Here is a 23356-nt window from a genome sequence, read left to right on the forward strand (position 1 = left end):
AATTTATAGGTAGAAAAAATTGCCAAATACAAGGCATTTATTTCAATAACGAGTTGTTCTAATTATTAAATAAATAACGATGTAGTTGGTGATTTTAGCAAGTAGAAATGATCACATAGTTAGTGAGATTGGTATAATATAATAAATCAACCATTTGAAATGACTTAAAACATTAGCTGCTTCTTAATTAGTTTTTAGTACTGCTTTTAATATAGGCTTTTCAAGAGTCTCTTAAATTGATGCTAGCTATTTTTGCTATTCAATTCTTGTAACTGTTCAGGTGTATCTAAATCAATAAATGCTAATGGCATTTTCTTTATATTGACGTATTCTCTATTTTTTTTAAGAACCTTCTTAGCTCCTTCATCGCCAGATAAAACGATAAGCTCCTTAAAGAAAGACCGTGGAAAAATAACGGGTGGACTCAAGTGGTCCCCATCACCCGCGATATGAATTTTTTCGGGTTTTTTTCGCCATTCATTTATTAAGCTTGTTAAATCATTAACCGTCAATTGCCATTGATCCACCAGAAAGATAAGTACCGCATCTATATCATTATCTAGTTCACTTACGCCTTTAGCGATAGAGCTTGATAGACCTTTTGACCAGTTATTATTCTTAATTAACGTTAAGTTTTCTGCAGAAGCTAAACTAGCCAAATCTGCTATTAATTTTTCACTTTGACAACCCAAGACACAAAAAGCTTTCGTGTTATCCGTTAAGCAAATACTATTCATCATAGATACTTGCCTACACAATAAGCTTTGCGGTAATTGATCTTTCTCAGCGATTAATACTAATTGCTTGGGTTGTCCAAGACGTGATGAACTTCCAGCAGCCATCAATAATAAAGCAATTTTTTTATGCTTAAGTTCAGAAACCATTAACAACTTTAAATATAAAATTAATAAAAACGTAGTACTATTATACAATAGCACCGGATAGTAGATATCACTCAAAAAATAGAAAAACGAGTCAAATTATTTAATATCTATTTTACTAAATGTATTCGGCTATCAGTTTTACTAATTTTGGGCTCTTTGGGTGAGGTAATCGACACATCTTTAGTAATAGATTCACCATTTTGATACCTATGATATGAGCAATGTTTTAAACCTATTTGATAACAAAAATCATTAAAACTTTGCAGATCTTCGCGAGTAATACATTCCCCTTCTTGGGTTAATAAGCCATCTATATACATAGAATCACCATTAATATTACAATTAGCAATAGCTGAATACGGCTTACCATATTCATCAACTTTTAATGCTCTGACCATTTTTACTTCGAAAATCCAATCACCAATTTTTACATGTTTTGACATTGACTCTGTCACTTGAAACTCCGAAAATAAAGTACATATAATAAGCGATTAATTATACATTTGATTAACATTAAAATCTAAATAAAACATTATTTTTATATTTTATTAAAAACAGTAACTTAAGCTTTACTTTTATTTACAATTTAATAAAAGCAACAAAAGCTTCGCTAGTTTGTTTTAATCAGTTATTCTTTCTATCATTATTTCTTATCAATATTTTGACTTCTATTTACTATGTTAAAAAGAATTATTGTTTCTTTATTACTTATCAGCTCCCTTATTATCGCTTTTACCGCAACTTGGATATATAGCCAAATAGACAGTGCGTTACCTATTTTAGATGGTAAAAAAACAGTTTTTGGGCTCACAAAAAGTGCAACAATAGAGCGTGATGATCAAGGAATAGTAACGATAAAAGCCAGTAATCGACTTGACGTTGCAGTAGCAACAGGATTCGTTCATGCACAAGAGCGCTTTTTTCAAATGGATTTATTAAGACGTAACTCAGCAGGTGAATTATCAAGTTTATTTGGCTCTGTTGCACTTGAGCATGATAAGTCTATTCGTATTCATCGCTTTAGAGAGAGAGCAACTGACATAGTTAATCAATTACCCACAGAGCAGAAAGAATTATTAAAAGCTTATACCCGCGGCGTAAACCAAGGCTTAAAATACGTAAGTTCACACCCATTTGAATACCTTTTACTTCAACAAGAGCCAACCCAATGGAGCGAAGAGGATTCAATTTTAACAATTTTTAGTATGTATATTGATCTGCAATATACCGATGGACAACGTGAACGTACTTTAGGTCTTATGAAAGCAATTTTATCTGCCGATGTTTATGCATTTTTAAATCCTCTTGGCAATGTTTGGGATGCAGCTATTGATAATAGCCAATATCAACCATCATCAATGCCCAAAAACGCTTGGCCGTCAGCATCAAGTGCTAATTTAATCACTATCGAGAAAAGTCATAATACTGCTATTAATGATGTGTCCAAAAAATATCAAGCTGATGAATTTCCTGGTTCGAATAACTGGGGTGTTTCGGGTGAAATAAGCAATACTGGTAGTGCAATTATTGCTAATGATATGCACTTAGGAATACGTGTACCTAATACTTGGTTTAGAGCAAGTTTTGAATATCCGAGCACAGCGAATAAAAAAGTAAAAATTACCGGAGCAACATTACCTGGTACACCTAACATAACTGTAGGTAGTAATGGCCAGATTGCGTGGGGGTTTACTAATAGCTATGGTGATTATAGTGATGTAATTAAAATAAAAAGTGTTAATAACGACACTCAATATATGACCAAAAATGGTGCTAAAGACTTCAGTTTTCATAAACAAATAATTGCCATTAAAGATGAACAACCTGTTGAAATTACCATTAAAGAAACTATCTGGGGACCTATTATAGGTAAAAATAGCCAAGGTGAATTACTTGCCTATCGTTGGGTTGCTCACGACAAAGAAGCCGTGAACTTTATAGCAACCGAATTAGAACTTGCGACCAGTGTAAAAGAAGCATTTTCTATTGCCGCACATAGTGGTATTCCATCACAAAACATGATGGTAGGTGATAAATCAGGTAACCTTGGCTGGACAATTATGGGCCCTATCCCAAAGAAATTTGGTAACACCGGCGAAACCCCCACCTATTGGCATAATGGTGATAATGGCTGGACGGGCTATTTATCTCCTGCGAATTACCCTCAAATTTTAAATCCAAAAGACAATCGATTATGGACGGCTAATTCTCGTGTTGTTGGTGGTGAAATGTTAGAAAAAATAGGTAATGGTGGTTATGCATTAGGAGCACGTTCTAAACAAATTCGTGAAAACTTATTTGCCCTTAACACATTTAATGAAGAGTCTTTATTAGCAATAGCTTTAGATGATCGCGCTACATTTTTACAACCTTGGGTAAACTTTCTCTTGAGCAAAGTACTTAATGACGACGCTTTAACCGATGAAGTTATCAACAAACACAGACAATTTCAACAAGTTAAAGACTTACTTTCAGAAGATAAAGCATTAAGCGCAAGCATAGATTCAGTAAGTTATCGATTAGTGAGAAACTTTCGAATCAATGTTCGTGATTTAGTTTTTAGTGAATTTAATAGTACGCTCAAAAATGTCGATGATATCTATAGCTTTCGCAGCATTAGCGCTCAAATTGAAGTGCCTTTATGGCAACTAGTTAATCAACAACCTGATAACTTTTTAATGCGACCTTTAAATAGCTGGCAAGCAGTGTTTAACCAAGCACTACAACAAACAATTGATGATATGACTTATCTCGATGAAAACAACAAACAAGCGCTAACCAAAGCGACTTGGGGGCAACAAAACACAAGCGAAATACACCACCCCCTTAGTCAATCAATCCCTTTTATTGGCCGATGGTTAGACATGCCAGCTAAAGCACTGTCAGGCGACAGCTATATGCCAAAAGTGCAAGGTAAACGCTTTGGTGCATCAGAGCGTATGGTTGTTTCACCTGGGCATGAAGAAACGGGTATTTTTCATATGCCAACAAGCCAATCTGGTCATCCATGGAGTCCTTACTACGGTAAAGGACATACAGATTGGGAACAGGGGGTTGCCTCCCCTTTCCTACCAGGTGAAACTAAATATAAACTGACACTACTGAGTTATTAATCATTATTCTTAACTATAAAAACATAAGCGATAAAACATTAACTTTAAAAATACTAACGATACAAAGGAAAAAAATGACGACATTAATTTGGTGCCTCTTTATTGCAGGGCTACTCCCATTAGTTGCTAAAGCCCCCGTAGTTTTCGCAATGAACAAACTTGGTGGTTACGACAACAATCACCCAAGAGAACAACAAAGCAAACTTACCGGGTTTGGCGCCCGCGCTTTGGCTGCACATCAAAATGCGTTTGAATCATTTATTATTTTTGCGCCCGCCGTTTTATTAGCTATTGCGACCCACCATATAGGCGCCAATATTACATTACTAGCTATCATTCATGTTTGCGCGCGCATCGCCTATCATATTTTTTATTTAATGGATATTGATAAGCTCCGCAGTGTAGTGTGGTTTATTTCAACCGTAAGTAGCTTTAGTATTATAGTTTTATGTATCCCATAAAGTGCAATTACAACAAAAAATGGTCTAAATAAACTATTGACATAAATCACTCAAGCTCGCTAGAGTAGTCGCTCTAGCGAAGCAATGATCTAAAACCTTCATTTGGAAGGTTTTTTCATAAACAGAACAGCATAAATTAGCAAAATAGGAAATAAAAGTGAGCGAAAAATTAGATTTAAACGAAATACGTAAAGAAATTACAAGCTTAGACAATGAACTATTAACCTTATTTGCTAAACGTCGCGCACTCACACTTAATGTTGCTAAAAGTAAAGTGCAACAAATTCGTCCTATTCGTGATCAACAGCGCGAACAAGAGTTATTAATTCGCTTAATAAAACAAGGTAAAGAATTAGGCTTAGACGCCCATTATGTTACCAGTGTTTTTCAAACAATTATTGAAGATTCAGTATTAAATCAACAAGCTTACTTACAAAATTTAACCAATCCGAATATACAAACACCTACCGTAAGTGTTGCCTTCTTAGGCGATAAAGGATCATACAGTTATTTAGCAAGTCATCGTTACTTTTCAAGACGCGCTGAAAAAATTATAGAGTCTGGTTGCCAAAATTTTAGTGACATTTTACAACAAGTTGAATCAGGGCAAGTAGACTACGGTATGTTACCAATCGAAAATACTAGCTCTGGCAGTATTAATCAGGTTTATGACTTACTTCAACATACCAATTTATTTATTGTTGGCGAGATAACTCAACCCATTGAACATTGTTTGCTAACCGCGGTTAATACCTCTTTAGACAAAATAAAAACAATTTATGCACACGGTCAACCTTTTGCTCAATGTAGTAACTTTTTAGATAAACAAAACAATATTCGTATTGAATATTGTGATAGTACCGCAGATGCTATGGTTAAAGTTTCAGAATTACAAGATGAAACAATAGCGGTTATTGGTAGTGAAGAAGGTGGACAACTATATAAATTACAAGCCTTAGAAAAATCAATCGCTAATCAAAACGAAAACCACTCACGCTTTATTCTTGTCGCAAGAAAAGCAGTGGATGTTGCAGAGCAAATTCCAGCAAAAACCGCAATTATCTTAGCAACTGGTCAAAAAGCAGGTGCTTTAGTTGAATGTTTGTTAGTACTGAAGGAAAAAGGCATTAACATGTGTAAGCTTGAATCTCGCCCTATCCAAGGCCGTCCATGGGAAGAAATGTTTTATATTGATGTAGAAGCCAACTTGAAGAGCTTTGCTTTACAAGAAGCGATCAGTGAAATTACGGCTCATACAAATTTCATTAAAGTATTAGGTTGCTACCCCATTGAACATATAAGCCCAACCAGTGTTCCAAGCAACAAAATTTAAAGCACAAAAACAATAATGTAGTCTTGCCTATAAATAGACTACATTATTGTCTTCTGTTACTACTTACAAACGCACTTACGACATAAAACACAACAATACAAAACTCAGCAGAGTAAGATGAAGAAAAGTTTAAATTTATCTTCAAACTAATCCTGCTAACTATAGCTAATCCTCCAAATCATTGTAGTCGCTAAATTTGCCTTCGCTTGTTGAACTGTTATTAACATAATAACAAGTCTGTATTTAACCTGAACTCGCTTTAAGATGTTTTTAATTTATTGGCATGATTAATAATATAACTATATTTTATACTCTAACTTGATCGTTTTTCTTAATTCAAGGCAAATTTCGCGTCAATAGCTAGTCTATTGCAAGTAAATTTAACGAGGAAGTAAGGAAAAATAACTGTTAGAGAAAGATTTATTAAACCGAGCTCAGGTTATTTACTATTGTAATTAAACGCGACTAGCCTAATATGATTAAAAGCCTAACCGCGTAAATTCCATTATCCTTTCGTATCTACCCCTGCATTAGTTGTTAATGCTTTTTGCTTTTCTGCTATTTGATTCGCAATTGCTAACGGTGAGCCGGTATTTCTACAAAGCCAGTAATAAGCTCCAGGTACAATAAACAAAGTAAACACACTCGCCAATGAAACACCAGCAAAAATAACAACACCAATAACCATTCTGCTTTCAGCGCCTGGCCCTGATGCAAAAACTAACGGTACTGCACTCGTCACCGTGGTAAACGTTGTCATCACAATAGGCCTTAATCGTTGCTGTGCGGCGCTAATTAATGCTTCCTCGAACATAATACCTTTATCGCGAAGTTGGTTGGCAAACTCAACAATTAATATGCCATTTTTGGCCGATAAGCCAATTAACATCACAATGCCAATTTGACTGTATATATTCAAACTCATCCCCATCAGCTCAAGGCCTGTAAGCGCGCCTACTAAACCTAAAGGAACAGTCAAGAGAATAACCAATGGATGAACAAAACTTTCAAATTGCGCGGCTAAGACTAAAAAGGTAATTAATAACGCTAATAAAAACACCAATAAAATAGAACTACCAGACTCTTTTAATAATAACGATTGCCCTTTGTAATCTATTTGTGTTTCCTCAGGTAGATGCTGTTCGGCAACATTTTCTAAGAATTTTAAAGCGTCCCCCAAAGCGTAGCCATCAGCTAAGTTTGCTGTAATTGTAATGCTACGTAATCGATTATAACGGTTCAATTGAGATGATGTAGCATCTTCAGTAATACTAATTAAGTTTGACAGCGGTATTAATTCGTTTGAACTTGATGAGCGAACATAAATATTGTCTATATCCGTAGGACTTCTATATTGCATTTCATCCCCTTCAACGATCACGTCATACTCTTCACCGCGATCAACAAACGTAGTAACTCGGCGCTGACCTAACATAGTCTCTAATGTTTGTGCTATATCCCCAACAGATACGCCTAAATCATAAGCTCTATCACGGTTTATCTTCACCATGAGTTGTGGGTATGTTTCTTTATAATCACTATCAACAGATGACAGATTAGGATTTTTTTGCGCTTCAGCAATAACGATATCACGCCATTTTGCTAACTCACTGTAAGTATTACCTTGTAATACAAAGGCAACAGGCGAACTACCACCACCACCGCCAATACCACGACGCATAATAGCAAAAGCTCTTACATCGGTAACATCTTGTAATTCTTTGCTTATTTTTCCAATGAATTCAAAAGTATCAAAACTTCGCTCGCCCCAATCAGGCATACCTACAACCGCTGTACCACCTTTACCGCCAAAGCCTGGCACTCGTACAATAACCCGATCAAGCTCACTGCGCTCTTGATATGCAAGAAGTTTATCTTCTATCACTTGCATATTTTTTACATTATTCTCGTAGCTTGCTCCCTCTGCACTCTGCATAACAATAAAAAGGTTACCACGATCTTCTTTTGGTGTGTATTCTGCTGGGAGCTGTATAAATAATAAATACACAGCGACAAGTGATACCGCAATAATGCTAATAATCAGAAATGGTTGATGAATACTCTTTGATAAAGCTCGCCCATAAGCAGCCTCGAAACGGGCAAAATTTCTATCTAGAAACTGTCCAAAAGACGAACTGCGTTTTCGATATTTTAACATTTTTGAACACATCATCGGCGTCAGTGACAAAGCCGTAATACTTGAAAAAATAACAGCCGCCGCAATTGCAATGGCAAACTCGGTAAATAATCGACCGACATTACCCGACAAAAAGACTAAAGGTACAAATACGGCAACCAAAACCAAGGTAGTTGCAATAACCGCAAAAGCAACTTCTCGTCCACCGTCATAAGCCGCCATTAAAGGTGTTTGTCCATTTTCGATACGGCGATAAATATTCTCTAAAACAACAATGGCATCATCAACCACTAAACCAATCGCTAAAACAAGTGCTAATAGGGTTAGTAAGTTAATAGAAAAACCAAACCAAGAAAGTGTCATCATTGAGCCAATTAAGGCCACGGGTACGGTAACGGCAGGGATTATTGTTGCTCTGACATTCCCCAAAAACAAGAAAATAACCAAAACAACCATCAACATAGCAATAATTAACGTACTGTAAACCTCATCAATTGAGCCTTCTATAAAGACAGACGAGTCATAACTGTTAATAATTGTAGTACCAATAGGTAATGAACTACGTACCGCAATCATTTCCTTACGCGCTTCTTTTACCACTTCTAAGGTATTGGCTTTAGACTGTTTTACAATACCCAGCCCAACCATGTTCTTACCATTTCCACGGAACAAATTCTCATCATCTTGAGCGTCAACACTTACATGGGCAATATCGCCTAAACGCACCAAAGAATTATCATCAGCTCGAGCAACCGCCATATTAGAAAAGTCTTCTGCTGTCAAATAACTACGCTGAACTCTTATTGAAAAATCTCGTTCAATAGACTCAACACGCCCTGCCGGCAATTCAATATTTTCACTACGTAAGGTTGACTCAATATCTTGTACAGTTACGTTTCGAGCAGCCATAGCTGAACGATTTAATAGTATTTTCATCGCATAGGTACGTCCCCCACCTACACGAACTCGAGCAACACCATCTACAACAGCAAAACGATCAACAATATATCTATTTGCATAATCGGTTAACTCTAACGTGGTCATATTTTCACTTTGCAAGGCAAACCAAACAATAACGTCTTCATCATCATTCGCTTTAGAAACCTCAGGAGGATCGGCTTGTTCAGGGATATTATTTAAAGCACGTGATATCCGATCACGAACATCATTAGTCGCGGCGTCAATATCACGATCTAAGTTAAACTCAATCGTAATATTTGATCGCCCTACTCGCGAGTTTGATGTAATAGTTTTAACACCTTCAACACCACTGATTCTATCTTCAAGCACTTGCGTTATTTTTGTTTCAACAATCGCTGCTGAAGCGCCAGGATAATTAGTATTAATACTGACTACCGGTGGATCAATATCCGGGTATTCTCTTAAAGGTAATAGTAAAAAAGCGACAATACCAAAAGTCACAATAAGTAAATTAATTACTGTTGCAAAAACAGGCCTTTTAACAGAGAGATCAGATAAAATCATTTAACTTCTCCCTCTACGATTGGGCTTTCCAGCTGATTAATTATTTTTACTTTAGTGCCATCACGTAACTTTAATGCACCTTCAATAACAATTAGCTCTTGTTGTGTAACGCCGTCTACTATTTCAACAACTCCGGGTAATCGGCGGCCAATAGTGACACTTTTACGCATAGCAATTTTATCTTGCTCACTTTCTTCAATGACAAAAACATAATGCTTATCTTCTATCGGAATAATAGAGCTCTCAGGTAATTGCAATAATGTTTCAACTTGTCTTACTAATTCAATATTAAGTAACATACCCGGGCGTAACGCTAAATTTTCATTAGGAATTACCGCTCTTACTTTTAAAGAGCGTGTTATTGGGTTGATACGAGTATCAATTGAACTGATTTTTCCAATAAACTCTTGTCCTTTATAAGCAGAACTAAGTGCGGTTATTGATTGTCCTAATTTAATCGTAGGAAGAAACCGTTCCGGCAAATCAAAATCAACCTTGATTACAGATAAATCATCAAGGCTTGTAATCACACTACCCGCATCAATATAGCTTCCAACACTGACATCTCTAAAACCTAGAATTCCGTCAAAAGGTGCTTTTATAATTGAATCATTTACTCGCGTACGGGCACTTCGAAGTTGTGCAGCAATGGCTTTGGTCTTGGCTTCTTGTTGGTCAACTATTGATTTAGAGGTAGCTTTTGAACTTAATAAGTCTTGAAAACGTTTTAATTGCGCAACTGATTCAGATAAATTCGCTTCTAACTCACTTACTTTTGCTAATTCTTCCTGATTATTTAAACGAACAAGTACATCACCTTTTTTTACTAATTCGCCATCATTAAAAGAAATTTTTTCGACTAAATCTGCATACTTAGTTGTAATAAATACTTTTTCATTTGCCCTAGTCGTCCCTATAGCTTCAATACTATCCCTAAATTCGTTCAGCTTTGCGGTGGTCACTTTCACTGAAACAATACGTTGATATTCTGCTTGTGCTTGTTCTTCGTCAGGCCATTGGATATAAACTACAATACTGATAAGTAACAATAGAATAATAAATAAAGGTAAACGGTTCATGATAGAGCTGTTATTAGACATAAATGAAAGTCTCAATTTTTTAATAATTAGTATAGGAAAACTTTTATAGTATAAACTAATGCAATAAACATGACATTTACCTGACCTACTATTTACCTTAGAATATCAACCATTAACCGCAAACGAGATACAACTTTGAATAAACTCGCTGTACTAGCCTTTTCCATACTCTTACTTTTAAGCACCATACTCTGGTATTTAGCTAACGGATCCCTCAATGAATACTTAAAAAGTCAAATCGAGTTACAAGGACACTACTACAGCGGACAAGAAGCATCGTTATTACGCGCTGAATTTTCTGATAATACCAATAGCGCTCAACTTAATCAGCTTACCTTGGCAAACTTAACTAGCTATCAAGCTAAAAATGTACTCAGTGTTGATCAAGTATTTATTGAATTATCTGCACAGCAAAACAGCAGTTTACTGACCAAAATAGATAAAATAACACTAAACAAACTCATCATAAATATTGAAGAAAATAAAGAGGGTGTCAGTAATATTGAGCAGCTTATTCAAATAATCAGTTTAACACTTGCTAAAGATTACCCACAAAGTTATCCGGCTATCAGTGCCAAAATATATGCACAAGAACACCCAGAACTTGATGCTGAGCAATATGCTAAAAATCACCCTGAAGTTGGCGTGATTACTGAACATACTAAAGCAAAAAAAAGTAGAGGAAAAGCTAAACCTAAAATGATGATAGCGGCGTTCAACATTAAAGAGCTAGAACTCAATATAACAAAAAAAGGCATTACCCAATTGGTACTAAAACAGAATATAACAGTGAACAACATAGGAGGCACTGAGGGAATAGAAATGAATCAAATTGGGGGTGAAATATTGTTAAACCTATTAAAGTTAGCACAAAACTAACCTAATGATATAAAGCACTCATTGATTGCAATGAACTTGAATTTTACAAAAGGCCGATTAAGCTTATACAGTAGCAGTGTATAAAACATTTATATAACTACAATAAATAAGGTCGGCCAATTATGCCAATAGGGATATTTTCTTCTTGCAAAGTAATAGTGTTAAGCACATTTATTTTTCTTCAATTAGGCATAAATAGTTCTCATGCAACTGAATTTGAAATAAGCTCAATGATTGGGCATAACTTTAGTCCAGATCTTAGCAGTAGTTCAACAGATACCTTAGTAACCAGTAACGAAAATAATGTTGCTTTAGCTTTTGCATGGCAAGACTCTACAACAGGCCAAGGTCAAATTTTACTTAACTATGTATCTCGTGATTTTACCGACGAGATTAACCAATCAACTCACTCTTTCAAGACCCTCTATGCTCACTTTAGTGGTGTAGGTTTCTTTAAGGAAAGAAATTATATAACCACCGTTGGCTTAGGTATTGGCGCAACTTACTTTCATAGCGACTTTGATGATGTAATTTCACCGTCAATCACTGCCACTATTGGTACTCGATATTCACTATCTGAAACGTTAATACTCATTACTGAGCTACGCGGTTATGCTACGCTAACTGACGATAACGATACCTTGTTTTGTCAAAACGATAACTGCGTAGCACATTTTGATGATGCAATATGGTTTGATACCCAAATTTCAATAGGAATTGCCTACCGTTTTTAACTTACTGATTAGCCGACTAAGTTAATCCTTCTTTAGAAGTAATTTAAAAATATAGAGCTCGCCTTAATAAAAAATTAAGCGTTACGCTTTTAAAATTACATTTTCTTTATTTAGATCAAGATAAAAAATAACAAAACTGGTATGTTAGGTAAAATTTAACCTTATTTTTAGTGAGGAAATGTGACGTCAACAAGCCAGCAATTAATTTCTGTTACTGATCGCAATGGTGCATTTACTTATGTTAATGAACATTATTGTCATTTGACCGGTTATGACTCTTCAGAGTTACAGACAAAAAACATCAAACAATTAACGCATACAGAGATGCCAAGTATCGTTATTGATGAATTATCTGACACTTTATCAAAAGGCTTTTCTTGGCATGGGGTCATGCGGATAAAGACCAAACAAAATGAAGATGTTTGGCTTGATACTTTCACAACACCACAATATGAAAAAGGCCAAGTAGTGGGCTATCAATCGATCAGTAAAATTGCTGATGCAAGCTTACAAAAGAATGCCCATTCAATTTATAATGCATTAAATAGAAAAAACAAATGGGCTATTTTTGAGTTAACCAAAAACCACAAGTTTTTATTTTTAGTGCTACTTTCAATAATAAGTCAAATATTTATTTATTTTTACATTGGATTAACAACCTCCATTATTGCGGCCTTTAGCGCAATAGCCCCTATTCTGGTTTTTTGGTCAGATATTATTCCTACCGCCCAAAGAGCACAAAAAATGCAAAATGTATTCGACTCTATTTCTCGAAAAATTTATTTTGGTAAAGGGACAGCCAGTATATTTGATTTTAATTTTTCGATGCTAAAAACTAAAATCAAAGCCATTTTAGATCGGACAATAGATGCAGCCACACCAATAAGAACCGTTATGGCTAAAGTATCTGAAGGCCTTGATGAAAGTAGAGAAACCTTAGCAGAACAAAAAAGAGGCATTGAAGAGCTCAATACCTCAATGGCACAAATGCAATCATCAACCACAGAGATTGCACATAACACAACAATTGCAGCCGGTGATTTAGAAAGTACCTTTTCACAGTGTGAACAAGCACAACAAGATATTTACCAAACCACAAATAAAATACAAAACTTAGCAAAATCAGTTGAAAGTGCATCAAGCTCTGCAAATAGCTTAACGCAATCAGCAAACGGCGTTGGCGAACTAATGGAAGATATTCAATCCATTGCTGATCAAACTAACCTACTTGCTTTGAATGCAGCAATTGAAGCGGCTCGAGCAGGTGAACATGGACGAGGCTTTGCTGTTGTTGCCGATGAAGTAAGAAACTTATCCTCACGCACTCAAGACTCCGCAAAAGAAATTCATCAACGTTTAACGGTTATGCTTAATACCATACAAGAGTGGGTTGAGCTAATGAATCAAAATAAAGAAGAAGCTAACTTTTGTGTTGAAAGTGCACATGCATCGCATAGTACAATAGATTTAGTTGTTGATAGAATGCAAAATATTAGTCATGCAGCAACACAAATAGCAATAGCAGCAGAAGAGCAAAGTGCCGTATCATCTCAGATAACAAACAACCTAGACGATATTAGTCAAACAACTGAAAAAACTTTGTCAGAGACAGATAATGTTGCCCTACAAATGCAGCTACTAGCTAAAAGTGTTGAGGGAATTACCGATGTGGCAAACACTTTTATTCCTAAACAATAAGATTAAGAGGGAAAGCTACAATTTATCCTAGCTTTCCCTTAGCCTTTAACGATAGTTTTTCATAATTAAAGGCTAATATTTTTTCAGTTCATTAGCTTTTAGTAACATTGCCTTACTTTCAGCTAGAAAGTCATCGGCATAATCACCAAACCAATGCGAAACCTGTTTAAACATACTAACAAAGGCCTCTTTATCGCCTACTTCCACTTCTTCTAATAATTCTAAAAAGCGATAAGCAAAGCGTTTCATCATCGTAATATTATCAGGATTAGAAAAAATAATATCTGAATACAAAATAGGATCTTGAGCAAATAGGCGACCCACCATAATAAGCTCTAAACGATAAATAGGAGAGCTCATATTAACTAAATTCTCAATATCAGCCCCTTCCGACATTAAATGGTAACCATAAGCTATCGTAGAAAAATGGCGCATCACTTGTACCATTGACATAGCTTGATCATGCTCATGCGCTGACACTTGATAGGTTTTAGCTCCCCACACTCTAAATTGTTGTAACAGCCATTCATACTTAGCTTTATCGCGGCCATCACAAACAATAATAGTTTGCTTAATTAGTCCCGTTACATCTGGACCAAACATAGGATGCAAGCCAACAACAGGTCCTTGATGCGCTTTCATCATTTCAAATAAAGGCGTTTCTTTGATACTAGTAAAATCAGCTAAAATACAGTCATCGGGTAAATTATTTAGCTCATGAATAACCATTGACGTTAACCGAATAGGCACAGCAACAATAACCACACTAGCATCAGCTAAAATTTCTTTACTTTGCGGCCAATCGTCTTGTTCAATAACAGCAACTTGATAATTGGAACGTTGAAACAAATCAACAAAAACACGACCTAACTGCCCTTTACCACCAACAATAACCACTTTATTACAATCAGGGTTAATACACTGGTAACCACTCGCATCTTGACTTTTATATGAATCACGCATTAATCGACGTAAAACATCTTCGATTAAGTCGCCGCTTAATCCTGCATTTTCCGCTTGTTCTCGGCGTTGCTGAATTAATGCAGCTTCTCTATCAGGTGCAAAAATAGGCATGCCTTCCGCACTTTTTAACTCACCTACCTTTGTCGTAACCGCAAGGCGTTTCACTAATAAATTTACTAATTTACTATCAATGTCATCAATCTCATCGCGCAATGCTTTAAGATTGTCATCAAAATTACTCATAGTTTCTCTTACAGCTCATTTAATAAACAACAAGTGTTTAATAAGCCCGATGCTGAATTTATGATAAATTCAGCATCCCACTGTTGTTTAAACACGTTTCTTAAGTGCCTCATGAAGCATAGCATCGGCTTCAACCAATAAGGCCTTAGTAGTTTCTAAGTCAATACAAGCATCTGTAACCGATACACCGTATTCCATATCGGCAATAGCTAAGTCACTGCTTTGGTTACCTGCTTTTATATTACTTTCAAGCATTATACCAATAATTGATTTATTTCCTTCAACAATTTGGTTGAAAACATTGGTCGCAACCAGTGGTTGACGACGGTAATCTTTATTTGAATTACCATGACTACAATCAACAACAATACCTGATTTTAAATTATGCTTAGCTAGAATGTCTTCACATTCTTTAATATTCACACTGTCGTAATTAGGCTGTTTACCGCCACGTAAAATAACATGACCATCTGGATTACCAGACGTTTTAATTAACGCCACCTGCCCTTGTGGATTAATTCCCATAAAGCGATGTGAAGAAGCCGCAGACTGTAATGCATTAATGGCAACATCTAAACTACCATTGGTACCATTTTTAAAACCGATAGGCATTGATAAACCGCTTGCCATTTCCCTATGCGTTTGTGATTCAGTAGTACGCGCACCAATAGCTGACCAACTGAATAGTTCGGCTAAATATTGTGGACTAATAGGATCAAGCGCTTCAGTAGCTAAAGGTAACCCTAACTCTGTTAAGTAAATTAATAACTCACGAGCTTTTCTCAGGCCTGATTCTACATCGAAAGAGCCATCCATATGAGGATCATTAATTAACCCTTTCCAACCAACAGTAGTACGTGGCTTCTCAAAGTAAACGCGCATAACAATATACAAAGAATCTTGATACTTATCATGAAGCTTCTTTAACTCACGTGCATATTCTTTAGCACCTTCAACATCATGCACTGAGCATGGGCCACTGATCACAAGAAAACGCGAGTCGCGTTTATGCGTAATATCCGCAATTATTTTACGAGCTGATTTTACAAAAGCTCTACCGGGATCTTTTAAAGGTAACTCATTTCTAAGTTGCTCGGGTGTTATTAATACATGCTCTTCATTAACATGAATATCATTTAAAGTGCTTTTGTGAGCCTTATTATCAGCAGTTAAAGTTGCCATAGTTCTTTCCTAAAATTAATAATCGATAATTGAAATACACAAAATAAAACAAGATTTACTGAAAATATTGAAAAGATAAAATTGTAATTTTAGAGGCTTACAGCTTAATCAAAAATAAAAACATAAAATCGTAAAGATTTAATTACGTGCTTTGTAATGTTATTTTTACACATAATTTTCCTATAGTACAGCGTAAATTTTAAAAAACTAACGGACTATTCTTGCCTTCATATAACTGTAATATTTACGTCACGTAATTGTCATATTCAATTTCTACACTGTGGTTATATTAATAAAGCTCTATTAGACAACTTTATCACGCTAAAAATTTAACAAGTGGGAATATAATGACTAAAATAATGAAGAGTAAATTAACAAAAACAGTATTGACTTTATCTTTAACTGCCGCTGCTTTAATAAGCAATATTACCAATGCACAAAACAGTAGTCGCGATACCATTACTGCCGTTGGCTCTTCAACGGTTTATCCGTTTTCAACTGTAGTTGCAGAGCGTTTTGGTAAAAATACCGAGTTTAAAACACCAAAAATTGAATCTACCGGCACTGGCGGGGGCATGAAATTATTCTGCTCTAGTAATGCTATTAACACGCCTGACTTATCAAATGCTTCGCGTCGTATGCAAAAAAGTGAATTTGATATGTGTACTAAAAACGGTGTAACAAGTATCACTGAAGTACTGATTGGTTATGACGGTATTGTGGTTGCTAATTCAAATACCGCTAAGTTAATGAACATCTCCCTGAAAGAAATTTTTCTAGCACTCGCTAAAGAAGTACCGGCAAAAGATGGTAGCGAAAAGCTTGTCACTAACCCATATAAGTTATGGAGTGACATTAATCCTGCGCTACCAGCAAACAAAATTGAAGTGTTAGGCCCTCCACCAACATCGGGAACACGTGATGCCTTCGCTGAATTAGTTTTAGAAGGCGGCTGTAATCAGTTTAGTTGGATTAAAGCAATGAAAAAGCAAGACAAATCTAAATATAAAGAAATTTGTCATAGCGTACGTGAAGATCATACTTACATTGAAGCTGGCGAAAATGACAACTTAATAGTACAGAAACTAACCGCTAACCCTAAAGCTTTTGGTATTTTTGGTTTTAGCTTTTTAGACCAAAATAGCGATACATTACAAGGCGCAGTAATTAATGGCCAAGGACCTTCGTTCGAAGCAATATCAGACGGTTCATACGCCGTTTCTCGTCCATTATATTTCTATGTGAAAAATGCTCATGTGGGTAAAGTTCCCGGTATTTTAGAGTTTTTAACCGAATATACCAGTGAAACTGCAATGGGTGAAGAAGGCTATTTAACTGATAAAGGGTTAATTCCATTAGGTGAAGAAAAATTAACGAGCATTCGTAAAAACGTCTTATCACTAACTCCTTTAGTATTAACTGAGTAGTATTAACTGAGTAGTATTAACTAAGAAATGTTAACTGAACAGTTACAACTAAATAATCTTAACTAAACTCAATCACTAATAATCATCACCACGCTTTTAGGCGAGAAAGCACTTCTCGCCTAAACTTTATCAGCAATATATGTATTGTTTTTTTAATTGAAAAATTGGCCTTGATATATGAATTCATCTTTACTTTTTATTACCTTACTTTGCTTAACATTTTTCAGTTACTGGTTTGGAGTAAAGCGCTCATTAAAAGTTGCGGGTGGCGCAGAGCATAAAAAAAATCTAACCTGCTTACCACAGCAATTTGGCTTATTAACGGCAATGGTTTGTGGTTTACCGGCGTTGATCACATTGTTAATCTTTAACAGCGTTGAAAACACCATTATTGAGCAGATTCTTGCAACGACATTGCCTGCCAATATTCAAGCCCTTTCAACTATTGATCTTGGCCTTTACCTCAATAATATTCGCTCAATAGCTTCATCAGAAACAATAACAAACTTAATCAAGAGTATAGAAAATCAGAGCCTGAATAATGCTAATTTAGCGACACTTGAACAGCTCAAAGCGGCATTAACATTAAAAGAGTTACACCAACAAGTAACTTGGTTAAAAACCAGCTTAGTACTCGTTGTCGCGATTACTAGCGTTATCGTGCTCGTTAGACAATTTAGTATTACGTTTAAAGCTCGCCAAAAAGCTGAAGCAATCATACGTACGTTACTAGTTGCATCATCAGGCATTGCAATTTTAACAACGCTTGGCATCGTTATTTCCGTGCTATTTGAATCTATTCAATTTTTCAGAAGTGTGCCACCGACTGAATTTATGTTTGGTACTCAGTGGAGTCCACAAACGGCCATGCGGGTTGATCAAATAGGTGGTTCAGGTAGTTTTGGCGCAGTACCTCTTTTTGCAGGAACCCTACTAATCACCTTTATTGCCATGTTATTAGCTGTACCAGTAGGGTTAATGATTGCCATTTACTTATCTCAATACGCTAATACTAAACTACGCCGTGTTGCTAAACCTATGCTAGAAGTATTAGCTGGTATACCAACTGTCGTTTATGGTTTTTTTGCCGCCTTAACCGTTGCTCCTGTGATCAGAAACTTGGGAGAATCCTTTGGATTAAGCGTAGCATCTGAAAGCGCTTTAGCTGCTGGATTAGTAATGGGAACCATGATTATTCCTTTTGTCTCATCCTTGTCAGAAGATGCAATAAGTGCTGTACCTGAATCATTAAAAGAAGCGTCATTAGGCATGGGGGCAACCAAAAGCGAAACCGTTATTAAAGTACTATTGCCAGCAGCCCTACCAGGGATTGTGGGTGCAATATTGTTAGCAATTTCTCGTGCAATAGGCGAAACCATGATTGTTGTTATGGCCGCAGGAATGGCCGCAAACCTAACAGCAAACCCACTCGACTCAGTTACTACAGTCACAGTACAAATCGTTACCTTGCTAACAGGCGATCAAGAGTTTGATAGTCCAAAAACATTGGCTGCTTTCGCGCTTGGCTTAATGTTGTTTATCACGACACTTGGGTTAAATATTTTAGCACTGAAAGTTGTTAGAAAATATAGAGAGCAATATGACTAATTCAATAAAAAGCTCGACGGATAATACACAAATGAACGATTCAATTCAGCAGAAAAGCACCGTAACTATTACAGAGAAAGTAACAAAAAGCTTAAAAAAACGTCATAGAAAAGAAAAACGTTTCAAAATAGTAGGTTTACTTGCCGTACTTTTTGGTTTTATGTTGGTACTAACTTTAATCACAGATATTACAGCAAAAGCTATACCTGCATTTCATCAACACTGGGTAAAAATTGATGTTGATTATAAAAGCGCTTGGTTGAATATCGATGATACAGCCGCAGCAACACAGCTAACAAATCAAATGCAGACCGCAAATTATCGAAAAGTATTGAGAAACTCTATCTATCAAATGTTCTCAACAGGAGCAGAAAAAAAGCTAACGCGCCAAGATAAACGCCAGCTGACCAAGCTATTTTCAACCAATGCTGAATTCACGATTAAAGATAAATTAATTGCAAAGCCTAACTACATCAATAAAAAAATTGAACTGTGGGTGAAACTTGATGATGACGTAGATAGCTATCTAAAAGAAGATTTTCCGCTAGGCGAAGCGGGCCTTCGAGTATCGAAAAAACAAGCAGAGTGGATTGCAAAATTAAGTACTGAACAACGTATTGATAGTCGCTTTAATCTTAGTTTTTTCACTGCTAGTGACTCACGTGAACCTGAACTTGCAGGTATTAAGGGTGCATTAACAGGAACATTATTAACGATGTTTGTCACCTTGTTACTTTCATTTCCATTAGGCGTTGCAGGTGCAATATACCTTGAAGAGTTCGCACCTAAAAATCGCTGGACGGATATCATTGAGATAAACATTAATAACTTAGCTGCAGTACCATCAATTGTTTTCGGCTTACTCGGCTTAGCCGTCATTATTAATATATTTGAACTACCACGCTCTGCCCCATTAGTTGGTGGCATAGTATTAACCTTAATGACATTACCAACCATTATTATCGCCAGTCGTGCTGCAATAAAGGCTGTGCCACCATCTTTAAGAGAAGCAGCATTAGGATTAGGCGCTTCAAAAATGCAAGTTACCTTCTCCCATGTATTACCACAAGCGATGCCAGGCATAATCACAGGTGGCATTATTGGTATTGCACAAGCCTTAGGAGAAACAGCACCATTGCTGATGATTGGCATGGTTGCTTTTATTGTTGATGTTCCAACAAGTATTCTCGATTCTGCCACAGTATTACCTGTACAAATATTTTTATGGGCCGACAGCCCTGAAAGAGCATTTTTAGCAAAAACATCCGCGGCAATTTTAGTGTTACTCACACTACTATTAGTGATTAATATCACTGCAACAGTATTGCGCTCTAAGTTTGAAAAAAAATGATTTTTTTAAAAGAAACCGTTTAAGAAGAAACAAATGAATAATTTGAATATAAAAGAAAATGACTTATCAGAATTAGCGCTAACAGAAACTGTTGGGAATATTTATGCCGATAATGCAAAAATGTCAATTCGCAATGCCGATGTTTATTACGGTGAAAAACAAGCGATACACAATATCAGTTTAGATTTAGCGCAACATCAAGTTACAGCACTTATTGGACCTTCAGGTTGTGGTAAGTCTACTTTTTTACGCTGTTTAAATCGTATGAATGACACCATTGATATTTGCCGAGTCACAGGACAATTAATGTTAGATAATGATGACATTTATGCGAAAGATTTAGATCCTGTCTTATTACGAGCTCGTGTGGGTATGGTTTTTCAAAAACCAAACCCTTTCCCAAAATCTATTTACGACAATGTTGCTTATGGCGCCCGCATTCACGGACTTACCAATAATAAAACAGAATTAGACGAGATTGTTGAAACAAGTTTACAAAAAGCCGGTTTGTTTAATGAAGTTAAAGATCGATTAAAAGAGCCTGGTACTGGCTTATCTGGTGGTCAACAACAACGCTTGTGTATCGCTAGAACTATCGCCGTGAGCCCAGAAGTCATTTTGATGGACGAACCAGCATCAGCACTTGATCCAATTGCTACCGCCATTATTGAAGAATTAATCGATGAGCTTAAAGAAAAGTACACTATCGCCATTGTAACCCATTCAATGCAGCAAGCAGCTCGTGTTTCACAGCACACCGCTTACTTTCATATGGGTAAGTTAGTTGAAATGGGAAAAACTGAAGATATTTTCACACGCCCTGAGCATAAACTAACTGAAAACTATATTACTGGCCGCTTCGGTTAATGGGAGAATAAAATGACAACACAAGACAATACCAATACACCAAGTGGTTTTACGACAAAATTAAATTTAGACAAGCACATTTCACGTCGTTTTAATCAAGAACTAGAGCAAGTAAGAAGCTTAGTTATGGACATGGGAGCCTTAGTTGAACAACAAGTAAACGACGGATTAAGTGCTGTATTAAATGCTGATGAAAAACTCGCAGAAAAAGTAATAAAACGTGATAAAAAAGTGAATACCATGGAGCTAGAAATTGATGAATATTGCACTCAAATATTAGCTCGTCGACAACCAGCAGCAAGTGACTTACGCTTACTTGTCAGTGTCATCAAAAGTATTACTGATCTCGAACGTATGGGCGATGAAGCAGTAAAATTTGGTAAAAATGCCATTAAGTTAGCAAAAGGTAATTTTGCAGAACAAGAAAGTTCAAGACCGCTTGTTGAGTTAAAACACTTAGGAAAACATGTTAGTGATACGTTAAACAAGGCACTAACTGCTTACGCACAAATGGATGTCGCCGCTGCCTTAGACATCATAAAAAATGATAATATCGTCGATGAAGAATTTGATAACATTTCACGCTTATTAGTCACTAAAATGATGGAAAACCCACGAGAAATAAAAAATGCACTCAGAGTTACTTGGTGCGCTAGAGCACTAGAGCGTATTGGCGATCACACTACTAATCTATGTGAATATATTGTTTATTTAGTTGAAGGCAAAGATGTTCGGCACGCTACAATGGAACAAATTAGAGCATCAATCGACAACTAACAATAGCCTAGTAGCTTAAACATTAACTTACGGTGCTATGCGGTGTTAATAAAACAAAAAATAGGTGCTTCGGCTGACTCAATGAGCAACTCTTCTTTCACTCAGCCGACATCATTTACTTAATAAATGCTTTTTAAAAAGAAGTATCACTGTTAATAGCCTTAATTTAATAACACCTATCAATGAAAGATGCTTCAATTCACTCAGAAAACTTTGTACACTCACGACACAAAGAATATCCTTACTAAAGATATAGTCTATGCAAACAATAATTCCACCTGAATCGTGTCCTTTTTGTCAGGGAAATAATACTTGTATGGTTAATGATATAAAATCTTGTTGGTGCAACAACACTCCTGTCCCTGCTGAATTAATTGCTTTAGTGCCAATACCATTACAACGTAAAGCATGTATTTGTGTTACTTGTATTTCTCTATTTAATGAAAGCCCGACACTCTTTATAAAAAAACACCTAAACAGAGCAGCCACCTAAGTGTACATTTAGATGAAGACGCTGATAGCAAAAATTAAACAATGTCAATTATGTGAAAATATTTTACCCTGTGAGCCCAATCCTGTATTTCAAGTAAACGAGCAAAGTAAAATTCTTATTTTAGGCCAAGCGCCAGGAATAAAAGCTCATCAGACATCCATACCTTTTAATGATAAAAGTGGTGATAGATTAAGAGCTTGGCTAGGTGTAAGTAAATCCCAGTTTTATAATGACGAACTATTCGCTATTTTGCCGATGAGTTTTTGTTATCCCGGTAAAGGTAAGTCTGGCGATCTGCCACCGTTGCCCCTTTGTGCAGATACATGGCGTAATGCACTGTTAGCAAAGCTAACAAAAGTAGAATTAACAATAATATTAGGGAAATATGCTATCGCATGGCATTTGCATACCAAAGCCCCTATTACACAGCTAGCACAGCAATGGCAAACGCTATTAAACTCAAAACAAATTGTGCTCCCACACCCTAGTCCTCGAAATAATATTTGGTTAAAGAAAAATAGCTGGTTTGAAGATGAGGTTATTCCTAAACTTCAAAGTAAAATACAATCGCTAATTTAAAATACACTTTACACATTCCCTGAAACGGTCTGTATTGAAATG

At 36.1% G+C, this 23356-nt stretch carries 19 protein-coding genes; 13 read left to right on the forward strand and 6 right to left on the reverse strand.

The window, feature by feature from the left end; translation table 11 throughout:
• Nucleotides 1-242 precede the first annotated feature (242 nt).
• Both KO509_RS08885 and KO509_RS08890 read right to left on the reverse strand, forming a co-directional pair.
• On the reverse strand, nt 243-884 hold the full coding sequence (locus KO509_RS08885; RefSeq protein WP_215972927.1) for a nucleotidyltransferase family protein: 642 nt from the start codon (nt 882-884) through the stop codon (nt 243-245).
• 107 nt (nt 885-991) lie between these two features.
• A complete protein-coding gene (locus KO509_RS08890) occupies nt 992-1339 on the reverse strand; it encodes a hypothetical protein (protein WP_215972928.1) in 348 nt (115 codons plus the stop codon).
• A 222-nt stretch (nt 1340-1561) separates the two neighbouring features.
• On the opposite strand from KO509_RS08890, the gene KO509_RS08895 reads away from it, so the two are divergent.
• From KO509_RS08895 to pheA, 3 genes are all read left to right on the forward strand, one after another.
• Nucleotides 1562-3997, forward strand: a complete 2436-nt coding sequence (locus tag KO509_RS08895) for a penicillin acylase family protein (RefSeq protein ID WP_215972929.1) — start codon at nt 1562-1564, stop codon at nt 3995-3997.
• 74 nt (nt 3998-4071) lie between these two features.
• Nucleotides 4072-4458, forward strand: a complete 387-nt coding sequence (locus KO509_RS08900; protein ID WP_215972930.1) for an MAPEG family protein — start codon at nt 4072-4074, stop codon at nt 4456-4458.
• A 157-nt stretch (nt 4459-4615) separates the two neighbouring features.
• Nucleotides 4616-5791 carry a prephenate dehydratase gene (pheA, locus tag KO509_RS08905; RefSeq protein ID WP_215972931.1) on the forward strand — a complete coding sequence of 392 codons (1176 nt, stop codon included), beginning with the start codon at nt 4616-4618 and terminating at the stop codon, nt 5789-5791.
• Between the two features lie 505 nt (nt 5792-6296).
• On the opposite strand, the gene KO509_RS08910 is transcribed toward pheA, so the two are convergent.
• Nucleotides 6297-9413 (reverse strand): efflux RND transporter permease subunit, encoded by a 3117-nt coding sequence (locus tag KO509_RS08910; RefSeq protein ID WP_215972932.1) that lies wholly within the window; start codon nt 9411-9413, stop codon nt 6297-6299.
• Entirely contained in the window at nt 9410-10513 is a 1104-nt protein-coding gene (locus tag KO509_RS08915; protein ID WP_215972933.1) for an efflux RND transporter periplasmic adaptor subunit, read from the reverse strand. The genes KO509_RS08910 and KO509_RS08915 overlap by 4 nt, the downstream gene beginning before the upstream one ends.
• Before the next feature lie 135 nt (nt 10514-10648).
• Between KO509_RS08915 and KO509_RS08920 the strand changes: the two genes are divergently transcribed.
• From KO509_RS08920 to KO509_RS18275, 3 genes are all read left to right on the forward strand, one after another.
• Nucleotides 10649-11392: a hypothetical protein gene (locus KO509_RS08920; protein WP_215972934.1), complete on the forward strand. Its 744-nt coding sequence runs from the start codon at nt 10649-10651 to the stop codon at nt 11390-11392.
• Nucleotides 11393-11514: 122 nt separating this feature from the next.
• Nucleotides 11515-12126, forward strand: coding sequence for a hypothetical protein (locus tag KO509_RS08925; protein WP_215972935.1), 612 nt, complete (start codon nt 11515-11517; stop codon nt 12124-12126).
• A gap of 180 nt (nt 12127-12306) precedes the next feature.
• On the forward strand, nt 12307-13824 hold the full coding sequence (locus KO509_RS18275) for a methyl-accepting chemotaxis protein (protein ID WP_215972936.1): 1518 nt from the start codon (nt 12307-12309) through the stop codon (nt 13822-13824).
• 72 nt (nt 13825-13896) lie between these two features.
• On the opposite strand, the gene tyrA is transcribed toward KO509_RS18275, so the two are convergent.
• A complete protein-coding gene (gene tyrA, locus KO509_RS08935; protein WP_215972937.1) occupies nt 13897-15030 on the reverse strand; it encodes a bifunctional chorismate mutase/prephenate dehydrogenase in 1134 nt (377 codons plus the stop codon).
• Nucleotides 15031-15117: 87 nt separating this feature from the next.
• The gene (locus KO509_RS08940) at nt 15118-16212 is read right to left on the reverse strand and encodes a 3-deoxy-7-phosphoheptulonate synthase (RefSeq protein WP_215972938.1); all 1095 of its coding nucleotides are present in this window, start codon (nt 16210-16212) and stop codon (nt 15118-15120) included.
• A gap of 347 nt (nt 16213-16559) precedes the next feature.
• On the opposite strand from KO509_RS08940, the gene KO509_RS08945 reads away from it, so the two are divergent.
• The 7 genes from KO509_RS08945 to KO509_RS08975 all read left to right on the forward strand — a co-directional run bounded on the left by KO509_RS08945 (nt 16560) and on the right by KO509_RS08975 (nt 23314).
• Nucleotides 16560-17639, forward strand: coding sequence for a PstS family phosphate ABC transporter substrate-binding protein (locus KO509_RS08945; RefSeq protein ID WP_215972939.1), 1080 nt, complete (start codon nt 16560-16562; stop codon nt 17637-17639).
• A gap of 177 nt (nt 17640-17816) precedes the next feature.
• The gene (gene pstC / locus KO509_RS08950) at nt 17817-19247 is read left to right on the forward strand and encodes a phosphate ABC transporter permease subunit PstC (protein WP_215972940.1); all 1431 of its coding nucleotides are present in this window, start codon (nt 17817-17819) and stop codon (nt 19245-19247) included.
• Nucleotides 19240-20598: a phosphate ABC transporter permease PstA gene (gene pstA / locus KO509_RS08955; protein ID WP_215972941.1), complete on the forward strand. Its 1359-nt coding sequence runs from the start codon at nt 19240-19242 to the stop codon at nt 20596-20598. The genes pstC and pstA overlap by 8 nt, the downstream gene beginning before the upstream one ends.
• 33 nt (nt 20599-20631) lie before the next feature.
• Nucleotides 20632-21465 carry a phosphate ABC transporter ATP-binding protein PstB gene (gene pstB, locus KO509_RS08960; protein WP_215972942.1) on the forward strand — a complete coding sequence of 278 codons (834 nt, stop codon included), beginning with the start codon at nt 20632-20634 and terminating at the stop codon, nt 21463-21465.
• 12 nt (nt 21466-21477) lie between these two features.
• Nucleotides 21478-22242: a phosphate signaling complex protein PhoU gene (gene phoU / locus KO509_RS08965; RefSeq protein WP_215972943.1), complete on the forward strand. Its 765-nt coding sequence runs from the start codon at nt 21478-21480 to the stop codon at nt 22240-22242.
• Nucleotides 22243-22501: 259 nt separating this feature from the next.
• Entirely contained in the window at nt 22502-22735 is a 234-nt protein-coding gene (locus KO509_RS08970) for a cysteine-rich CWC family protein (protein WP_215972944.1), read from the forward strand.
• Between the two features lie 12 nt (nt 22736-22747).
• Nucleotides 22748-23314: a uracil-DNA glycosylase family protein gene (locus KO509_RS08975; protein ID WP_215972945.1), complete on the forward strand. Its 567-nt coding sequence runs from the start codon at nt 22748-22750 to the stop codon at nt 23312-23314.
• Nucleotides 23315-23356: the final 42 nt, after the last annotated feature.

This window comes from Colwellia sp. C2M11 (assembly GCF_018860915.1).
In the GTDB taxonomy this organism is placed as follows: Bacteria; Pseudomonadota; Gammaproteobacteria; order Enterobacterales; family Alteromonadaceae; genus Colwellia.